This is a genomic window from Acinetobacter sp. YH12227, from assembly GCF_013417785.1.
In the GTDB taxonomy this organism is placed as follows: Bacteria; Pseudomonadota; Gammaproteobacteria; order Pseudomonadales; family Moraxellaceae; genus Acinetobacter; species Acinetobacter gandensis.
This window is the reverse complement of record NZ_VPDH01000069.1, coordinates 1-17,777: the sequence shown is the minus strand read 5'-3', so window position 1 is coordinate 17,777 and position 17,777 is coordinate 1. Positions and strand designations below refer to the sequence as shown.

Genomic DNA, 17,777 nt, shown 5'->3' with positions numbered 1-17,777 from the left:
TCGCAAGAGATGCGATGGATGTCTGGTGATTTGTAGTCATAAATTTTAGTCCCCACTTGTTTTTAAGTGGGGACTAAATTAAGGCTTATAGGATGAATTCATAAGGTGTGTTCAGCGGACGCTTACGTTCAAAATACACGACCAAAAATAAAAAAAGTGGCCTTCGGCCACTCTTAAGTATCTGATCTGTATTAAAGACCAATTTCACCAATAAATGGAATATGGCGATATTTTTGGTCATAGTCCAGGCCATAACCAACAATAAATTTATCTTCTACTTCAAAGCCTAAAAATTTTACATCAAGTTCAATTTCACGGCGTGATGGCTTGCTCACCAACGTACATAATTCAATTGAGTTTGGATTGCGGGTTTTTAAAATTTCTAAAACTTTGCTTAGGGTATTACCTGAGTCAATAATATCTTCCACCACTAAAACATCTTTGTTTTGGATGTCGCCGTCTAAATCTTTTAAGATTTTTACATCACGCGTTGATACCGTACCACCGCCGTAGCTAGATACCGTCATGAAATCTAGTTCGTGTGGTTTAGAAATTGCACGGCATAAATCCGCCATGAAAATCACAGAACCGCGTAAAAGGCCAATTAACACCAACTCTTTGTCGCTGTTAGCATAGTGTGCATCAATGGTTGCGCCAAGCTCTTTCACTTTAGCTTGAATTTCTTCAGTGGAAATCAGTACGCTCATTTGAACAGACATGGGTAGATACCTAAAAAAGCAAATCAAAAAATAAAAAAGGTGTTGACTTGCAACACCTCTAAAGATGATCCAATTTTAATACATCTGGCTCACAGATGCATCTTTTTTGCTGCTGAAAATGTAATCAGTTTGGCTTGGAAGTACTATCACGCTTGAGTAAGCAGGCACAACCGAGCAAAAACAGCCCCCATTTTATGTATGTTTTGGCATGCTTTACGCTGTGTGGATCTTGGCTAGTTTTGTTTGACATAGGCACATTGTCCGTACACATAGGTGGCATGAATATTACGGTCATCGCCCATCAGCATCAGGGCGAAAAGTGCATCTTCCAGATTTTTAGCCCGTTGCTGACGTAAAGCTTGTATAGCTGTAGCTTTTAAATCGAGCACAACAAAATCAGCTTCTTTCCCGATATTGAAATTGCCGAGTTTGTCATCTAAATCAAGTGCTTTGGCTCCGCCTAAAGTAGCGTGATACAAAGCTTCAAAAGCAGATAACTTTTCACCTTGCAACTGTTGAACTTTATAGGCTTCATTGATGGTTTGCAGTTGGTTAAAAGAGGTGCCAGCACCAATGTCTGTGCCCAGTCCTACTTTGACTTGTTTTTCCCAAGTCTTTTTCAATGGAAATAAGCCACTGCCTAAAAATAGATTCGACGTAGGGCAAAATGCGATGGCTGAATCAGTGGCATGCATGCAGTCCCATTCGCTGTCTTGTAAATGCACGCAGTGCGCAAACACGGAACGTGATCCGGTCAGACCATAATGATGATAAACGTCTAAATAGCCGTTTTGCTCAGGGAATAATGATTTGACCCACGCGATTTCATTTTTATTTTCACTCAAATGCGTATGTACATAGACATCAGGATACTCGGCTTTTAGCTCCCCTGCCCGTGTCAATTGCTCAGGCGTTGAGGTTGGGGCAAAGCGAGGCGTGATGGCATACAGGTTACGGCCCTTGCCATGCCACTTTTCGATGAGTGCTTTAGAGTCGTTGTAGCCACTCTCAGCTGTGTCACATAATGCTTCAGGGGCATGACGATCCATCATAACCTTGCCTGCAATTAAACGCATTTGATGCTGTTCAGCGGCTTGAAATAAAGCATCGACCGATTGTGGATGAACGGTACAAAAAACAAGGGCTGTTGTGGTTCCGTTTTTGAGTAACTCGTTTACAAAGAACTGTGCAATTTGCTCTGCATAAGCCGGATCTTCAAATTGGATTTCAGTTGGAAAGGTATAGGTATCGAGCCATTCCAGTAGCTGTTCACCATAAGCTCCCATCATTTCCGTTTGTGGATAATGAACATGGGTATCGATGAAACCCGGAACAATCAATTGATCGGAATAATGCTGTACTTCAACCTGATCTGGGAGATGGTGTTGGCCATCAGACCATGGACCGAACCATTGAATTTTTCCGGCTTGCGTAATTAGCAAACCATCTTCGAAATAGCGCACTTGGTCGTGAATTTCACGTGCTTGGGCAACTGTATTCTGAATATCTAGGAAGCGGCCGCGAATTGCGGTTGATGCGATAACAGAAGACATGACATACCTACAGTTTAGAATTTTTTCGGTTGATTGTAGCTTAATTTGGCTAGAAAAGGCGTTGCTGTAATTAGAGGATCATGTTCTAAAACATCGAACAGCTATTAATGTATGTCGAGAGCATGTCATTTTTTCAAAGCGATTGATTAAATCAATGCGCTTGTGTCAGGCTAAATCGAATCAAAGAATAGAATTCAACCGTGTATCTATGTCCTATCCAATGCATCCTGTGAATCAATCACAGCTTGAAGCCACGTATGTTGAGCGCTTGCAGCAACTGATTCAGCAACATGACGGCATCATGTCTATTTTAAAGCAGCTTTATTTGGTGGATGCCAGTGCGTATATTGCCGCAGGTGTAATTCGAAATATGCTGTGGTCAGTGCTACACCAACACAGCTATACACTTTCTCATACTGAGGTGGATATCATATTTTATGATGCTGAGGATAACGGTACTCATAGTGATCAGATCCAAAAAGAAATGCAGTCTTTCTTTCCATTGATACAATGGGATGTGACCAATCAAGCGGTGGTACATCATTGGTATCGTTTAGATAATGGTGAGTCTATTCAGCCGCTCAAATCAATTGAGCATGCTTTGTCGTTTTGGCCTGAAACCGCAACTGCTGTGGCGGTGAAATTAAAAGCGGAGCAAGAAATTGAAATCATCGCGCCCTTTGGTCTGAACGATTTATTTGAGCTCAAGTTGCGTTGGAATCCACGTTTGGTCAGTTATGCCGTATTTCAGCAGCGAGTGGTTTCTAAACAATGGATGCAACGTTGGCCTAAGCTCAGCCTTGTAGATGCTAATGTTGAAAAATAAGTTCGAAATGGCCTATCAAATTAAGATCGATCAATACTAAAAAAGCCCTCCAATTGTAGGAAGGCTTTTTATTTATTCGCTTAAATATCGGTTGATGCTAGGTACTTAAAGCATAGTCTCGTTGTACTTTTTACTGTGTCGAATAGACAGCCAAGCGGTAATTGTAAGTGTAATCACAATAAAACCGAGTGAAATCCAAATTGGCATGTGGAATACATCCAGCAGCAGCATTTTACCGCCAATAAACACTAAGATGATGCCCAGGCCATACGGTAAGTAATGCATTTTAGATGCAGCACCAGACAATAAGAAGAACATCGCACGCAGACCTAAAATTGCCATTAAGTTTGCAGTTAAGACAATAAAGGGATCAGACGTTACCGCAAAAATCGCTGGGATTGAGTCGACTGCAAAGATCACATCAGAAGCTTCGACTAAAATTAGCACCAAGAACAAAGGCGTTGCCCAAAGCATGCCATTTTGGCGGACAAAGAATTTGTCTTCATGCATTTGTGGGGTAATGCGCATGTGCTTACGTAACCATTTTAAAATGGCCATATCTTCAATATTGGTTTCTTCTTCGTCCTGACCTTTTAGGAACTTAAAGCCGGTATATACCAAGAACGCACCGAAGATATACAGCACCCATGAGAATTCTTGAACGAACCACGCACCAATAAAAATAAAAATTGTGCGCAGCACAATCGCACCAAGTACCCCGTATAGCAATAATTTACGTTGTAATGCTGGTGGAATAGCGAAGGCTGCAAAAATCATCAGCCAAACGAATACGTTATCAATTGCGAGGGATTTTTCTAATAAATAACCTGCAAAGTATTCCATGACTTTGGTGTTTGCGATGGCTACACCAGCAGTTTGTTGTAAGTAAAGCCAAAGTGCGCCACCAAATAAAGTTGCGACAGATACCCAAGCAATACTCCAATAGGCAGCAGTTTTAACTTTAACCTCTTGGCCTTGGTTATTTTTAAAGCCTAAAAAGTCGATAAGAAGCATCACGGCAACTAAACCGAAAAATGCCAGATACAGCCACAAGGTGCCGATCGTTTCCATGTGTATTCTCCACATCCAACAACCAGCCATAAAAAAACCTTGACCAGTTGCCAGACGCAATAAAACGTCTGAGACAACATGATCAAGGTCTTGCCTACATCTTACTGTAATGTTTTGCAGTGAGATGCTCAGATACCGACTTTTTGCAAAGTGTAATGACGATATTCTGACACGTAAATCGGAATTTACGCTTGGAGGAGGCTACTCCCCTTGTTCAAATTCTGTTTTGGACTTTGTCCAAATATGCGGCGAAGCATGACAGTTTTTTAACATGAGTGCAATGTGGTTTTACAAAATATCTAATTTTGCTCTAAAGTTTTAAAATCAGCACGTTGTACTAATACGAATGCCAATACAGTACCCATTACCGCGATCACACCGCCAATCAGGCCGATGTAACTCAAGCCAATGTGTACACTAACCATTCCGCCTAAGAGTGCCCCACCGCCAATGCCGACATTGTACAAACCTGAATAAATGGCCATCGCAACATCTGTAGCATCAGACGCTAAATTTAAGGTTTTAGACTGTAATGCCAAACTAAAGCCGATAATGCTCATACCCCAAAGTAAACAGACAGTGCTGATACCGCTAAAACTTGAGGCTAAGGGCCATAGCAATAACATGGCGATTGCAAGGATTGCAGTACACAGCGGAATCGCCAATTTAGGATATTTTCCACCAAATTTTCCAAATAAATATGACCCAATAAAGCCTGCTGCACCAAAGATTAACAATAATGTGGTGGTTTGCATTGAGCTGAAATGAGCAATATTGAGGGCAAAGGGTTCAATATAACTATAAGCGGTGAATTGTGCTGTGATCACAATGATGGTTAATGCGAATACCATCATCAGACTAGGGCGTTTGATCAATAGTTTTAAACTACTAAGAGAGCCTGAGTTCACGCTTGGTAATTTGGGTAAGGTCTTGGCAAGAATCAGGCAAACAACCGTTGCGCCAATAGCAATTAAGGCAAAGGTATTGCGCCAGCCATAGGCTTCTCCGACCATACGGCCAAATGGAATACCGAGGACCATGGCCAAGGCTGTTCCTGTTGCCAATAAACCTAAGGCCTGAAACTCTTTGCCTTTGGGTGCGACGCGCACAGCAAGTGATGCAGTAATAGACCAAAATAATGCATGCGAAAATGCAATACCAATCCGGCTGACGAGTAGTGTGTTAAAACTCCATGCAAAATAGGACAACACATGACTCACGATGAACACAGTAAACAAACTGATTAATAAGAAGCGCCGCTCAATGTTTTTGGTCAGTAGCATGATGGGTAAAGAAATTGGTGCAACCACCCAAGCATAAAGGGTAATCATAATGCCAACATCAGTGGCTGCCATACTGAAGCTTTGACCTATATCACTGAGTAAGGCAACAGGGATGAATTCAGTGGTATTAAAAATAAACGCGGCAAATGCCAGGGCAATCACACAGATCCATGAACCTGATGATGGTGTTTCGGAGGGAGAAGCAGACATGATTGTCTTCGCTTAATAAGATAAACCATATTTTAATGCGAGTTACGAGCGAGGGAAATGCTTAAGTAGGTGCAGGTATAATGAGAAGTAATACAAAAGCAACAGTATTTTAGCGATTAAAATGCGAATTTATAGAAAAATCAGAGGATGAGATAGATGTTCGTACAACAACAAGATGACCAAAACAAAGGCGCATTTTTTATTGAGCAAGATGGTGAGCGTTTAGCTGAAATGACATATTCCTGGGCTGGAGAGGACAAATTCATTATTGATCATACAGATGTCAGCGATAGCTTGAGAGGGCAAGGTGTTGGACGTCATTTATTGGATGCTGCAGTGAGTTTCGCCCGAGAGAAACAGGTAAAAATTATTCCACTGTGCCCTTTTGCTAAATCCGTCTTTGATAAAGATGAATCTATTCGCGATGTTTTACGCTAATTCAATTTGTGAAAAGCGGAATAATAAAAAAAGCCTGTTCATGTATGAAACAGGCTTTTTTTGATGTTGTACATGATTTGTTTAGTTGCTTTTAATAGCGTGATTTAAACATTGAAATAATCAGTAATGTTGCAGCGATAAGCAATACCAAGATTGCGAGTGTATAAAAATCCATAAGAAAAATCCGGCGAGTGTGATTAGTGTTATTTTTAAATTAATGTGAAAAAGAAACAGATTTATTGTGCTTCAACAGCTCATTTATCTTGTTTTTATTCTGTACAATTACACTTATTTGTTTGTTGCATCACATATTTTTTCATAAACAGAGGGAGATTACAGTGACTTTTCAGTATCAGCAAAACGGTCAAAAGGGCGAATTCTTTCAACTGAATGAGCACGGTCAACGTATTGCCGAAATTAGTTATATTTGGCGGGATGAACATACCATTGTTGCGAATCACACTTGGGTCGATGATTCATTGCGTGGTCAGGGTGTGGCAAGGGTATTGTTAGATACTTTGGTAGCCTTTGCTCGAGAGAAACAATTGAAAATTGTGCCTACCTGTTCTTATGTTGAAGTCATGTTCCGACGTGAAAAAAGCTTTGCGGATGTTGTAGCTTAAAGAATGTAAAAGTTTCGCCATGTTGGATTTTATTTGAAAATCTCAGAATAAAAAAAGCCCGCTTCGCAGGCTCCTTTTATTTCATTTGATTGAGCTAAGCTTTCAATGCTGCAATGAGCTTTTGATGTAAACCACCAAAACCGCCATTCGACATAATCACCACAGCATCACCCTCACCTGCCTCACTTACGATGGTTTGAACGATGTCATCAAGTGAACGTGCCACGACAGCTTTGTTCGGTGCTGCTGCAATGACTGGAGCAAGATCCCAATCTAAACCTTCTGGTTGATACCAAATCACTTCATCTGCTAAACGTGCAGAATGTGCAAGGCCATCTTTATGGCTACCCATACGCATGGTATTTGAGCGTGGCTCAATCACCGCCCAAAGCTTACGTTCACCCAAGCGCTTACGTGCACCTTCCAGTGTGGTATCAATTGCAGTTGGGTGATGAGCAAAGTCGTCATACACTTCAATGCCACGTATAGTGCCTAGTAGCTCCATACGACGTTTTACACCACCAAAATTAGACAAAGCTTCACAAGCTGTAGCAACAGAAACACCGACATGTTCAGCTGCTGCAATAGTCGCCAAAGCATTGGCTACGCTGTGCTGCCCTGTCATGTTCCATTTAACTTCACCTTTTACCACACCGTGTTGTAATACTTTGAAGTGAGAACCATCTTTCGATAGTTGTTCTGCGTACAGTTCAGACTTTTCATTGGCATCTAGGCTGGTTCGTACCACAGGTGTCCAGCAACCTTGTTCAAGCACTTCGTCAATATTGGTTTCTGTAATGGGTGCAATGATGCGACCTTCAGATGGAATCGTACGTACTAAATGATGGAACTGTTTTTGAATCGCAGCCAAATCATCAAAAATGTCGGCATGATCAAATTCTAGGTTATTTAAAATCGCTGTTTTTGGATGATAATGCACGAACTTCGAACGTTTGTCGAAGAATGCAGAATCGTATTCATCTGCTTCAACACAGAAGTATTTTCCACCGCCTAAACGTGCACTCTCAGTGAAACCCAATGGCACACCGCCAATCAAAAAGCCTGGTTCTAAACCTGCTTGATCGAGGACCCAAGCGAGCATGGTCGTTGTTGTCGTTTTACCGTGTGTACCTGCAACACCTAAGACATGCTTGCCTTGTAATACATGGTCAGCAAGGAATTGCGGGCCTGAAATATAAGGAAGACCAACATTGAGCATATATTCAACTGCATCTATGCCACGCTTCATGGCATTACCAACAATCACAAGATCTGGATGCGGTTGTAAATGGCTGCGGTCATAACCTTGCATTAAGGTAATGCCTGCATTTTCAAGTTGGGTCGACATGGGTGGATAGACATTTTGGTCTGAACCCGTCACCTTGTGTCCTAGATCACGAGCAAGCAATGCTAATGATCCCATGAAGGTGCCACAAATACCCAAAATATGCAGATGCATTCCTTATTACTCCACTTCTTTTATAGACACATCACCTTGTTTTTAGGGCTGTTGTCAGATTTATTTCAATTTGAAAGCAACCATAGCAAGGGTCTTAGCTAAAAGATAGATTTTTTTGTATCGTCATCGATAAAAAATCGCTGGTGAATCTCCTTGACAGGTCTGCCCTTTTTTCGATGTCTAACTGCATGAAAAAAACCAGTACATATGCTGAATTTAAGTCTGAAATCCGTACAATAAAACCTAAATTTTTCAGGTCTGCTCCTTTATGTCTTTAGCGCTATTTTTGTTGCTGATTTCCAATTGTTTTATGACATTGGCCTGGTATGGTCATCTCAAGTTTTTGCATGATGCGCCTTTGTGGCAAGCGATTTTATTTGGTTGGGCAATTGCGCTACTCGAATACAGTTTTATGATTCCAGCAACGCGTTTGTTGGCAAAACATGGATGGTCTTTGGGACAGATGAAAATTACCCAAGAAGTCGTGACTTTATTGGTGTTTGTCCCATTTATGATTTTTCTGTTTAAACAACCCTTTAAATTGGATTATTTATGGGCGGGTTTATGCCTTTTAGGGTGTGTGTATTTCGTATTTCGCAGCGCTTAAATTTAACAAATACGTATTTCATCATTTAACCGATGCGTGTTTGCGGGCATTTTAGTACTTTACTCCACTCAGGGTCTCTTGCAGTGGAACCTTAGTAGTAAAAAAACATAATTATTTACTTCAATGGCTGATTTTTCGAGAATTCAAATTTTTCATAAAAAAAGCCACTACGGTTAATTGGAGTGTTATCGCCTTTTTGTTGCTCTAATTGGCTCAAGTCTTTTCCAGGTAGATTGATGTTGAGTTGAATCTTTTGAGTAAAGCTCTGAGTACTTATACTTAGAGCGAGAATTACGTAGAGCTATTTCATGTTTAAAACATCTTATACATATTGATTTAATGAAAGTTTTAATAAAATTGAAAAAAATAAAATTATTTTCATAAAAAAATTATGAAGTTTTCTTTTAAAGACAACCGTTAAATTTTATTGAGATGAATTTTCAGTCTATAATATGGGGCTCTTATTAAAGCTTGGCTCTAGTCGAGATTTACTCTCTCTTACTTTAATCTCTGGAAACATTGCAATGAATGCGGCCGCTTCACAAGACACTCCTCTCGTTGGAATTATCATGGGTTCTCAATCAGATTGGGCAACGCTAGAAAACACTGCCAATATGCTGAAACAGCTTGGCGTCCCTTTTGAAGCGGAAGTGGTGTCTGCACACCGTACTCCAGATCGTTTATTTGAATATGCTGAAACTGCACGTGATCGTGGGATTCAAGTGATTATTGCTGGTGCTGGAGGCGCAGCACATTTACCAGGTATGTGTGCAGCAAAGACTGATCTTCCTGTACTCGGTGTGCCGGTTAAATCATCAATTTTAAATGGTGTAGATTCACTGCTTTCGATTGTACAAATGCCTGCTGGTATTGCAGTCGGTACTTTGGCGATTGGTCCAGCTGGTGCAACCAATGCGGCAATTATGGCAGCACAGATTTTAGGTTTAACACGCCCTGAGATTGCCAAAAATGTTGCGGATTTCCGTGCAGCGCAAACTGAAAAAGTTGCTAGCAAAAATATTCCGGGTCAAAACTAAAGCCAAGCTTAATACGGGACAGATGTTATGAACAAAACCATTGGTATTTTTGGTGGCGGCCAACTCGGTCGAATGATGGCGCAAGCAGCGCTTCCACTAAACATTCAATGTACCTTTTTTGAAGCCAGCACAGATTGTCCATCCGCTGCTTTGGGTCAAGTGATTTCGACGCAAGCACAAAATGGTTTACAAGACTTCATCAACAGTGCCGATGTTTTCAGCTTAGAGTTTGAAAATACGCCTTTGACTGATGTTGATGTCTTGACCAAAAACAAAGATTTGCACCCTCCTCGTCAAGCTTTAGCGATTGCTCAACATCGTTTGTCTGAAAAAGCACTATTTGATGAATTGGCGATTCCAGTTGCGCCGTATAAAGCAGTGACTTCATTGGAAAGCCTGCAAGCTGCTGTAGCTGAACTGGGTTTACCAATCGTACTGAAAACTTCACGTGGTGGTTACGATGGTAAAGGTCAATTTGTACTGCGTACAGCCGATCAAATCGACCAAGCTTGGGCGGAACTTGGCCCCGCGGGTGAATTGATCGCGGAAAGCTTTGTAACCTTCTCACGTGAAGTTTCAATCATTGCGGTACGCGGTCAAGATGGTGATGTGAAAACGTGGCCACTGGCTGAAAACCACCACCATAACGGCATCTTGTCACACTCTATTGTTCCTGCACCGAACAGTGTAGATTTACAACCTGTAGCGCAAGACTACATCACCCGCCTGCTTAATCATTTGAATTATGTGGGTGTGTTGACCTTAGAGCTGTTTGTGACGGACAAAGGTTTGTATGCCAACGAAATGGCACCACGTGTGCACAATTCAGGTCACTGGTCAATTGAAGGCGCTGTGTGCTCACAGTTTGAAAATCACATTCGTGCTGTAGCAGGTTTGCCTTTAGGCTCGACTGAGGTGGTTCGCCCAACTGTGATGATTAACATCATTGGTCAATATCCGAAGTCTGAAGAAGTATTGGCGCTCAATGGCGCACATATGCACCTGTATAACAAAACAGAGCGCGAAGGTCGTAAAATTGGTCACATTACTCTTATGCCGAATGATAGTGCTGAATTGACGCCTTTATGTCGTGCATTGGCGAAAATTTTGCCGAATCCACTGGCACTTAGCGAAGATATGAGCATTTAAACGCAAGTTTGAATGATAAAAAAGCGGTCATGCAAATGGCCGCTTTTTTTATGTTTACAGTTCGGGCATTATTGCGCCTCTTTGTAATATCACACCGTTTATCGGTGAAACGATAAGAAACTATTGATCATAAAATGTTCAGTCGTTTATAAATATTCTGCGTTAACTATCGCATCTTTGTTGTGCTTATAGCTCTATGTATAGTCTGGCAGCATCTAAAAAGAATAATGCCTTTTTGAATTCAAATTTTGTTTTTAAATTTAAACAATGAATTTGAATTCAAAAAACCGACAATAAAAGCAATGAATTCAAAGTTTTTGAATTTAAATATGAAAAATGAATTCATTAAAAATATTTTGAATTTAAACCCTATGAATTCAAATTAATAGATGTGCTTAAAATGCAAAAATTTTGTTGTTTTTCCTTTATAAGATTTTGATTATAAAAATGAATGTGAAAGAAAATATTTGTGGATAACTTTTAGCTTAATGAATTTATATTTTTAAATTTAAAAGTTTTGAATTTAAATTTGAAGTGTTATTTTTTATAAATGAATTTAAAAGTTTTCTTGTGGATAACTGTATTTGAATTCAAATTTTAAAAATGAATTTAAATAAGTAGAAAATATGAATTTAAATTTACGTTTTGAACCTTTAACTTTTGTTTTGAGCTGCTATTGTTAAAACAACAATTTAAATTCAAAAAAAGATTAAGGGTATGAAACATCACTTAGGATTTGTTTTCGGGACTGCTTTTTTGGCAATGACTCAGGCAAATGCCGAGTTGATTATTAATGGTCAGTCCGTCAATGCGTCAAGCATGCCTGCGATGAATAGCATCGCGCCAAAAAATAATTTTCAAAGTTGTCTTGCCAACTTGCGCTCACAAGCGATCAATGCGGGTGTGAGTGCCTCGACGTATGATCGATATACGCAAAATTTAAGCCCAGACTATTCAGTCATTGAAAAATTGAACTATCAACCCGAATTTTCCACACCGATCTGGGATTATTTATCTGGTTTAGTTGATGAAGAGCGGGTGCAACTCGGTCAGCAAAAATTAGCGCAGCACCGAGAAGTCTTAAACCGTGTGGCAGCAGCCTATGGTGTGCCTGCGGAAACTGTGGTTGCTGTTTGGGGTGTGGAAAGTAATTTTGGTGATATTGCAGGAACTTATCCTTTATTACAGTCTTTAGGTACCTTGAGCTGTGAGGGGCGACGTCAAAGTTATTTCCGTGGTGAGTTTTTTGCTGCTATGCGGATTTTGCAGCGTGGTGATTTAAATGAATCACAGTTGAAAGGCTCATGGGCGGGTGCATTTGGTCATACCCAATTTATGCCAAGTACTTATGAAGAGTTGGCTGTCGACTTTGATGGCGATGGCCGTCGTGATTTGGTTTCGAGTACTACCGATGCTTTGGCATCAACTGCGAACTTCTTAAAAAAACGAGGCTGGCAAACTGGTCAACCGTGGGGTTTTGAAGTCAAAATTCCGGATGGCATGTCGATCAGTGGAGAAAGTCGCCGTAATAAAAAGTCTTTAGACAGCTGGATGAGTCGTGGTTTGGTTCGTGCAGATGGGACGGCTTTAATTCAAGGTAATCTTTCAGGCTCGAGCCAAGCAGGATTGATGGCTTCAGCAGGTGCAAGTGGCCCAGTATTCTTAGTGTTTAAAAACTTTGATGCCATTTATAGTTATAACGCGGCAGAAAGTTATGCTTTAGCGATTGCGCATTTATCGGATCGTTTACAAGGCAAGGGCGCTATTATGGCAGCTTGGCCAACTGATGATTCAGGTACTTCACGTGCTGAACGTCGTGAAATTCAACAGTTCTTGCTCAATCGTGGTTATGACATTGGCAAAGTGGATGGGTTAATTGGTGATAAAACCCGCCAAGCAATTCGTCAGGAACAAAATCGACTTGGTTTGAGTCCGACAGGTCGTGCAGGTCAACAAATTTTGCGTGCGTTCCGTAACGAAAATGCGAAAGCAATGATGAATTAACTTTAGCGGTTTCTTTTGTAATGCGTGTAATAAGAAGGTCTGCTTCAGCAGACCTTTTTTATTTGGTTTTAATGATGCAGATGAGGGTTAAACAGCAGTGATGGTGCCTAAAATGCGGTAGCCCGCAGCACCTGTTACGCTAGGTAAGTTTCCACTCAATTGATTTATAAAACGCATCGCTAACCAAGCAAAAGCAGTCGCTTCAACCCAAGTCGGGCTTAAACCTAAATCTGCGGTACTTTGTACTGTCCATTCATGTTTACGTAAACGCCAGCGCAACTGCTCCAATAAATGTGAGTTATATGCACCGCCACCACAGACATACACTTCACCTGTGTCCATATCTGAGCGGTAAATCGCTTTTTTAATAGCACGTGTGGTGAGTTTCATGAGTGTTGCTTGAATATTTTCAGGCGTATCTTCAAGCTCGTCATATTCGAGATCTCCGCGCCAATCCAAAATCTGTTCATCAAGCCATTCTAGATTGAAGTCTTCACGACCAGTACTTTTGGGTGGTTCTTTAGAAAAAAATTCATGAGCTTGCAGGCGGTCGAGTAAGCTACGAATAGGTTGACCATAAGCCGCCCAGTTACCATTTTCATCATAAGGCTGGCCAGTATAACGTTCACACCAAGCATCCATTAAAATGTTAGCTGGACCTGTATCAAAGCCATACACGGCTTCAGGTTGACCTGCAGGCAACATGCTAACATTGGCAATACCACCCAAATTTAATATCACACGGTGAATACTATCGTGTTGGAAGAGCGCTTGATGAAATGCAGGTACCAACGGTGCCCCTTGACCACCTGCAGCCATATCACGACGGCGAAAATCTGAAATTACTGGGAGCTGAGTGAGCTCAGTAATAATATTGGGATCACCAATTTGCAGAGTAAAACCATGTTCAGGACGATGTCGAATAGTCTGACCATGCGAACCAATGGCTTTGATTTGACTACGATCAAGCTGATTTTTCTCAATCATCTCATTGATGCCATGACCAATCATTTGAGCCAGTGCGACATCGGCTTTACCCATACGATCAATTTCGTTGTCATCTGGCAAAGTGAGTGCCATGAGTTCATCGCGAAGGTCTGGATCAAAAGGAAGGGTGAGTGTCGCGTGAATCTCTAAAGGATCAAAAGAAGCAGCAACAATATCGACACCATCCATACTCGTGCCGGTCATTACCCCAATATAGATCGCTGTCATGATGATTCTTAAGCCTGCAATATGCTGAAAAAGTGTTAGTATATCGCACAAATTGAATAACTGATGTGTTTGGGTTTTGTGATGTCAAATTTCCTGCCGGCTGAAGAACAACTTGCCCTCATTCAACGAGGCACTCATGAAATTATTTCTGAGGAAGATCTTCTTAAAAAGTTAAAAGAAAACCGTCCGCTTAAAATTAAAGCGGGTTTTGATCCTACAGCACCAGATTTGCATTTAGGTCATACGGTTTTAATTAATAAATTAAAAGTATTCCAAGACTTAGGTCATGAAGTTTACTTCTTGATTGGCGACTATACTGCAATGATTGGCGACCCAACGGGTAAGAGCGCAACGCGTCCGCCATTGTCGCGCGAAAAAGTATTAGAAAACGCAAAAACATATCAAGAACAAGTATTTAAAATTCTTGATCCTGCAAAAACGAAAGTTGTTTTTAACTCAGAATGGTTTGCAGAAAAATCTGCTGCTGACTTAATTCAGTTGGCGTCACAGCAAACTGTAGCACGTATGTTAGAGCGCGATGACTTTACAAAACGTTATAATAGTCATCAGCCAATTGCGATTCATGAATTTTTGTATCCATTGGTACAAGGTTATGACTCGGTTGCATTGCATGCAGATGTTGAGTTAGGTGGTACAGACCAAACCTTTAACTTGTTGATGGGGCGTACCTTACAAGGTCGTTATGATCAAGACGCACAAGTGTGTATTACTGTGCCTATTCTTGAGGGTTTAGACGGCGTAAATAAAATGTCTAAATCGTTAGGCAACTATATTGCAGTTTTTGATGCACCGGGTGCGATGTACCAAAAAGTACTTTCAATGCCAGATGCATTAATTGAACGTTATTTTGACTTGTTGAGCTTTAAAACTGTTGAAGAGATTCAAGTATTGCTCAAAGAAGTGGCTGAAGGTCGTAATCCACAAGATGTGAAGAAAATCCTTGCGCTTGAATTAGTTGAACGATTCCACGGTGCTGAAGCAGCGGCGAACGCGCATAAAGGTGCAGGTAACTTGATTACAGAGGGTGAATTACCTGAAGGTACACCTGAAGTGACGATTTCTCGTGGTGCATTTGGTGGTGAAATCTTTATCACGTCTATTCTGCGTGAAGCTGGTTTAACCAAAAATGCGGCACAAGCAAAAGATGCAATTGGTCGCGGTGCGGTAAAAGTAGACTGGGAAGTGGTTGATGCGGGTTATGCTGTGTCAGAAAACAAAACTTTAATCATTCAAGCGAGCAAAAAAGCGATTGCAAAAGTCACTTTTACCGACTAATAAATTCTTGAATTTTTAGTTAAGTTATTGAATTAAAAGCAGGCTTCCGCCTGCTTTTTTTATACATTTGTTATATGAATAATATAAATAAGCAAATTCAAAAAAAACCTTATAAAAACAATACTTAAATTTTGCCAAATGTGTTGCATTTCCTGAACATTATGTATAAGATTTATTCATCTAGAGAATTTATATACCATCTAGAGGGTACATAACGATAACTCCACTTTTTATCAGTCTCTTCCCCAAGGGACTCTTTTTTTAGTGAAGTAAACAGATAACTATAATAACTACACGATGGATCGACTAAAGATTCAATTCTAAGGGAGAGATTTTGGGAGAGATCTTTCCCTTTTTTATATCTTCAATTTCATTTCTATATCTTTTTATACATGCGATATCGACCTATCATTTGTGCTAATCATAAAAAAGCCCCCGTTTTGGGAGCTTTGGTATTCATGATCTTATTGTTCTATATAGTAAGGTGTCTATATAACGTAGTATTTAAAACAGCTGCACGAAATCTTTAAGCCTTGGCATTGAGTTGAATAAAACTCAATTTTGGTAAAATTCGTTTCACTAATGTGCCGACCAAAAGTGCGGTGATAATAGTGCCTTCACGTACCCCAATCACTTCATGAAGCACGATCCAACTTGCAAGTGCCGCAATGCTCACTAAAACAATATCTCCATAGGTTTTACAGTTACCGAATTCGAGTTGATAGCGGATCGCGATAGCTTGGTATAAACCTTCAGCCGCAAGAAAGACTAAATTGGCTTTCACCACCAAACATACGCCAAAGGCCGTAATTAAACAGCTCATGAGGCAAGCTATGAGTTGTAAAGCGTAGTTTTCAATGCTCCAACCTTGTGTCAGCCACATTAACCCATCGATAAATATGCCAAAAACAACGCCAATAGGCAGTTGTAACCACTGCACCCATTGAAAACGCGATCTTAAAATCAGCATTTGCAGCACAATCATCACTATATGCATGAGTACTGTTAATGTGCCCACACTCATGTTGAATATAAAGCTAAAACTATAAGGGACTGAGGAAATAGGGGAGGTGCCGAGTTGTGAGTGGATAGACAGCACTACGCCAAACGCCAATAAGATAAGTCCAGACAGTAAAAGCATTAGTCGAGAAGGAAAGTGAGCAGGCATGGTTATAGCTGAAATAAAAAGCAGTCTAAGTGATCAAATCTATCGCTTCTATGCTGCTATAGCCGAAAAATAGCCCATATTTTGCTAAATGATCGTTATTAGTGATTGTTTAGATGATATGTGCTTCATCAGAAAAAGTGACTATAGATGTAATTAAAATGATTTTTGGGAAAAGTAGGCTTATGGAACAATAAGTCCAAATGAAAAATAAGAGTAGTCAATGAGCTATTACGATACACAGAATAAAGATGAACAAATTGATGAAATATTAAGATTTTTATTTGAATATCAGCCAATGCAGATGAAACAACAGTTATTTGCACAAACCAAGCAACAATTCGACGCATTAGATATAGCAGCAAAGTATCAACTCTTTGCATTAGTGCGTGAGCAATTACCTAAACGAGCAAAATTATTTTTTTCCGCAGAAGACTTTATTGGTAAACAGCAAGCAATTTTAGATGTGATGCAATATTTAGTCTGCGAGTATGAATAAAAGTATCTAAATATATAAAAGTGGATGAAAGAATAATAATTATGATCACTGTTTAGGATGGCTATTTAATTTAAAAATGTTTTTTGAGGTTATTTAGCTTGGATTTGAAGCTTTAAGCAACGTAAAAGCACTTTATTACAGTGTAGGATTTGGTGGATAGGGTGGTTAGATTGTTTTTTGAACTAAGGTGGGTGACTTAGATCTAAAAACTCTGAAAGTATTTTTCTTTCAGAGATCATTTAAATAAATAAAATCCCAAATAAAATGATTTTTTTATAAAAAATGGCTAAAAAATAAGTAAAAATACAATTTTTTTAGCAAAAATGACTATAAAAGATACATACGTGAAAAATATAGTGAATTGGGGGTTGCAATGATTCTGAAATGCTCTAGAATGCACCCCATACCGACGAGATAGACGGAAACGAACGAAACGCGAAGCGTTGAGTTGTTAAGTTTATTGAAGTCCAGCATCTAATACTGACGAGGTATTAGAAAGATCATTAAGAGATTATGAAGAACAACTTGTGTGGATTTTTACTAGTTGATCAGTCGAAATTATTTTCATTGATTGATGGTAGAAATTACTCGAAGTTTATTTGAGAAATTAATGTCAGAAAATT

Annotated in this window: 16 protein-coding genes; 9 read left to right on the top strand and 7 right to left on the bottom strand. The window is 40.0% G+C overall.

Annotated elements, in window-relative coordinates; translation table 11 throughout:
* Nucleotides 1-191 precede the first annotated feature (191 nt).
* Nucleotides 192-719 (bottom strand): hypoxanthine phosphoribosyltransferase, encoded by a 528-nt coding sequence (hpt, locus tag FTV09_RS13925; RefSeq protein ID WP_067762841.1) that lies wholly within the window; start codon nt 717-719, stop codon nt 192-194.
* A 233-nt stretch (nt 720-952) separates the two neighbouring features.
* Nucleotides 953-2,272 carry a guanine deaminase gene (gene guaD, locus FTV09_RS13920; protein ID WP_180058663.1) on the bottom strand — a complete coding sequence of 440 codons (1,320 nt, stop codon included), beginning with the start codon at nt 2,270-2,272 and terminating at the stop codon, nt 953-955.
* Nucleotides 2,273-2,480: 208 nt separating this feature from the next.
* Between guaD and FTV09_RS13915 the strand changes: the two genes are divergently transcribed.
* Complete coding sequence (locus FTV09_RS13915) at nt 2,481-3,098, top strand: nucleotidyltransferase family protein (protein WP_252513553.1); 618 nt, start codon at nt 2,481-2,483, stop codon at nt 3,096-3,098.
* Between the two features lie 105 nt (nt 3,099-3,203).
* Here FTV09_RS13915 and FTV09_RS13910 read toward each other — a convergent pair whose 3' ends face one another.
* Both FTV09_RS13910 and FTV09_RS13905 read right to left on the bottom strand, forming a co-directional pair.
* Nucleotides 3,204-4,169: a TerC family protein gene (locus FTV09_RS13910; protein WP_067762844.1), complete on the bottom strand. Its 966-nt coding sequence runs from the start codon at nt 4,167-4,169 to the stop codon at nt 3,204-3,206.
* A 299-nt stretch (nt 4,170-4,468) separates the two neighbouring features.
* Complete coding sequence (locus tag FTV09_RS13905) at nt 4,469-5,662, bottom strand: sugar transporter (RefSeq protein ID WP_067762845.1); 1,194 nt, start codon at nt 5,660-5,662, stop codon at nt 4,469-4,471.
* Nucleotides 5,663-5,818: 156 nt separating this feature from the next.
* Between FTV09_RS13905 and FTV09_RS13900 the strand changes: the two genes are divergently transcribed.
* Nucleotides 5,819-6,100 carry a GNAT family N-acetyltransferase gene (locus tag FTV09_RS13900; protein WP_180058662.1) on the top strand — a complete coding sequence of 94 codons (282 nt, stop codon included), beginning with the start codon at nt 5,819-5,821 and terminating at the stop codon, nt 6,098-6,100.
* A gap of 338 nt (nt 6,101-6,438) precedes the next feature.
* Nucleotides 6,439-6,723 (top strand): GNAT family N-acetyltransferase, encoded by a 285-nt coding sequence (locus FTV09_RS13895; RefSeq protein ID WP_180058661.1) that lies wholly within the window; start codon nt 6,439-6,441, stop codon nt 6,721-6,723.
* A 94-nt stretch (nt 6,724-6,817) separates the two neighbouring features.
* Here FTV09_RS13895 and mpl read toward each other — a convergent pair whose 3' ends face one another.
* The gene (mpl, locus tag FTV09_RS13890; protein ID WP_180058660.1) at nt 6,818-8,182 is read right to left on the bottom strand and encodes a UDP-N-acetylmuramate:L-alanyl-gamma-D-glutamyl-meso-diaminopimelate ligase; all 1,365 of its coding nucleotides are present in this window, start codon (nt 8,180-8,182) and stop codon (nt 6,818-6,820) included.
* A gap of 268 nt (nt 8,183-8,450) precedes the next feature.
* Between mpl and FTV09_RS13885 the strand changes: the two genes are divergently transcribed.
* From FTV09_RS13885 to FTV09_RS13870, 4 genes are all read left to right on the top strand, one after another.
* Nucleotides 8,451-8,789 carry a DMT family protein gene (locus FTV09_RS13885; RefSeq protein ID WP_067762849.1) on the top strand — a complete coding sequence of 113 codons (339 nt, stop codon included), beginning with the start codon at nt 8,451-8,453 and terminating at the stop codon, nt 8,787-8,789.
* Between the two features lie 524 nt (nt 8,790-9,313).
* Nucleotides 9,314-9,826 (top strand): 5-(carboxyamino)imidazole ribonucleotide mutase, encoded by a 513-nt coding sequence (purE, locus tag FTV09_RS13880; protein ID WP_067762850.1) that lies wholly within the window; start codon nt 9,314-9,316, stop codon nt 9,824-9,826.
* A 27-nt stretch (nt 9,827-9,853) separates the two neighbouring features.
* The gene (locus FTV09_RS13875) at nt 9,854-10,975 is read left to right on the top strand and encodes a 5-(carboxyamino)imidazole ribonucleotide synthase (RefSeq protein WP_067762851.1); all 1,122 of its coding nucleotides are present in this window, start codon (nt 9,854-9,856) and stop codon (nt 10,973-10,975) included.
* A gap of 717 nt (nt 10,976-11,692) precedes the next feature.
* Nucleotides 11,693-12,979, top strand: a complete 1,287-nt coding sequence (locus FTV09_RS13870; RefSeq protein ID WP_218950182.1) for a lytic murein transglycosylase — start codon at nt 11,693-11,695, stop codon at nt 12,977-12,979.
* An 87-nt stretch (nt 12,980-13,066) separates the two neighbouring features.
* Here the strand turns inward: FTV09_RS13870 and FTV09_RS13865 are convergent, their stop codons facing one another.
* Nucleotides 13,067-14,194, bottom strand: a complete 1,128-nt coding sequence (locus FTV09_RS13865) for an anhydro-N-acetylmuramic acid kinase (RefSeq protein ID WP_180058659.1) — start codon at nt 14,192-14,194, stop codon at nt 13,067-13,069.
* Nucleotides 14,195-14,257: 63 nt separating this feature from the next.
* Between FTV09_RS13865 and tyrS the strand changes: the two genes are divergently transcribed.
* Entirely contained in the window at nt 14,258-15,490 is a 1,233-nt protein-coding gene (gene tyrS, locus FTV09_RS13860) for a tyrosine--tRNA ligase (protein ID WP_162270474.1), read from the top strand.
* A 526-nt stretch (nt 15,491-16,016) separates the two neighbouring features.
* Here tyrS and FTV09_RS13855 read toward each other — a convergent pair.
* Complete coding sequence (locus FTV09_RS13855) at nt 16,017-16,658, bottom strand: YitT family protein (RefSeq protein ID WP_067762854.1); 642 nt, start codon at nt 16,656-16,658, stop codon at nt 16,017-16,019.
* A gap of 220 nt (nt 16,659-16,878) precedes the next feature.
* On the opposite strand from FTV09_RS13855, the gene FTV09_RS13850 reads away from it, so the two are divergent.
* On the top strand, nt 16,879-17,154 hold the full coding sequence (locus tag FTV09_RS13850; protein ID WP_067762855.1) for a hypothetical protein: 276 nt from the start codon (nt 16,879-16,881) through the stop codon (nt 17,152-17,154).
* Nucleotides 17,155-17,777: the final 623 nt, after the last annotated feature.

What these genes read in the sequence shown, in the direction of transcription:
- hpt (WP_067762841.1), bottom strand. Translation starts at nt 719, where the DNA reads ATGTCTGTTCAAATGAGCGTACTGATTTCCACTGAAGAAATTCAAGCT.
- guaD (WP_180058663.1), bottom strand. Translation starts at nt 2,272, where the DNA reads ATGTCTTCTGTTATCGCATCAACCGCAATTCGCGGCCGCTTCCTAGAT.
- FTV09_RS13915 (WP_252513553.1), top strand. Translation starts at nt 2,481, where the DNA reads ATGTCCTATCCAATGCATCCTGTGAATCAATCACAGCTTGAAGCCACG.
- FTV09_RS13910 (WP_067762844.1), bottom strand. Translation starts at nt 4,169, where the DNA reads ATGGAAACGATCGGCACCTTGTGGCTGTATCTGGCATTTTTCGGTTTA.
- FTV09_RS13905 (WP_067762845.1), bottom strand. Translation starts at nt 5,662, where the DNA reads ATGTCTGCTTCTCCCTCCGAAACACCATCATCAGGTTCATGGATCTGT.
- FTV09_RS13900 (WP_180058662.1), top strand. Translation starts at nt 5,819, where the DNA reads ATGTTCGTACAACAACAAGATGACCAAAACAAAGGCGCATTTTTTATT.
- mpl (WP_180058660.1), bottom strand. Translation starts at nt 8,182, where the DNA reads ATGCATCTGCATATTTTGGGTATTTGTGGCACCTTCATGGGATCATTA.
- FTV09_RS13885 (WP_067762849.1), top strand. Translation starts at nt 8,451, where the DNA reads ATGTCTTTAGCGCTATTTTTGTTGCTGATTTCCAATTGTTTTATGACA.
- purE (WP_067762850.1), top strand. Translation starts at nt 9,314, where the DNA reads ATGAATGCGGCCGCTTCACAAGACACTCCTCTCGTTGGAATTATCATG.
- FTV09_RS13875 (WP_067762851.1), top strand. Translation starts at nt 9,854, where the DNA reads ATGAACAAAACCATTGGTATTTTTGGTGGCGGCCAACTCGGTCGAATG.
- FTV09_RS13870 (WP_218950182.1), top strand. Translation starts at nt 11,693, where the DNA reads ATGAAACATCACTTAGGATTTGTTTTCGGGACTGCTTTTTTGGCAATG.
- FTV09_RS13865 (WP_180058659.1), bottom strand. Translation starts at nt 14,194, where the DNA reads ATGACAGCGATCTATATTGGGGTAATGACCGGCACGAGTATGGATGGT.
- tyrS (WP_162270474.1), top strand. Translation starts at nt 14,258, where the DNA reads ATGTGTTTGGGTTTTGTGATGTCAAATTTCCTGCCGGCTGAAGAACAA.
- FTV09_RS13855 (WP_067762854.1), bottom strand. Translation starts at nt 16,658, where the DNA reads ATGCCTGCTCACTTTCCTTCTCGACTAATGCTTTTACTGTCTGGACTT.
- FTV09_RS13850 (WP_067762855.1), top strand. Translation starts at nt 16,879, where the DNA reads ATGAGCTATTACGATACACAGAATAAAGATGAACAAATTGATGAAATA.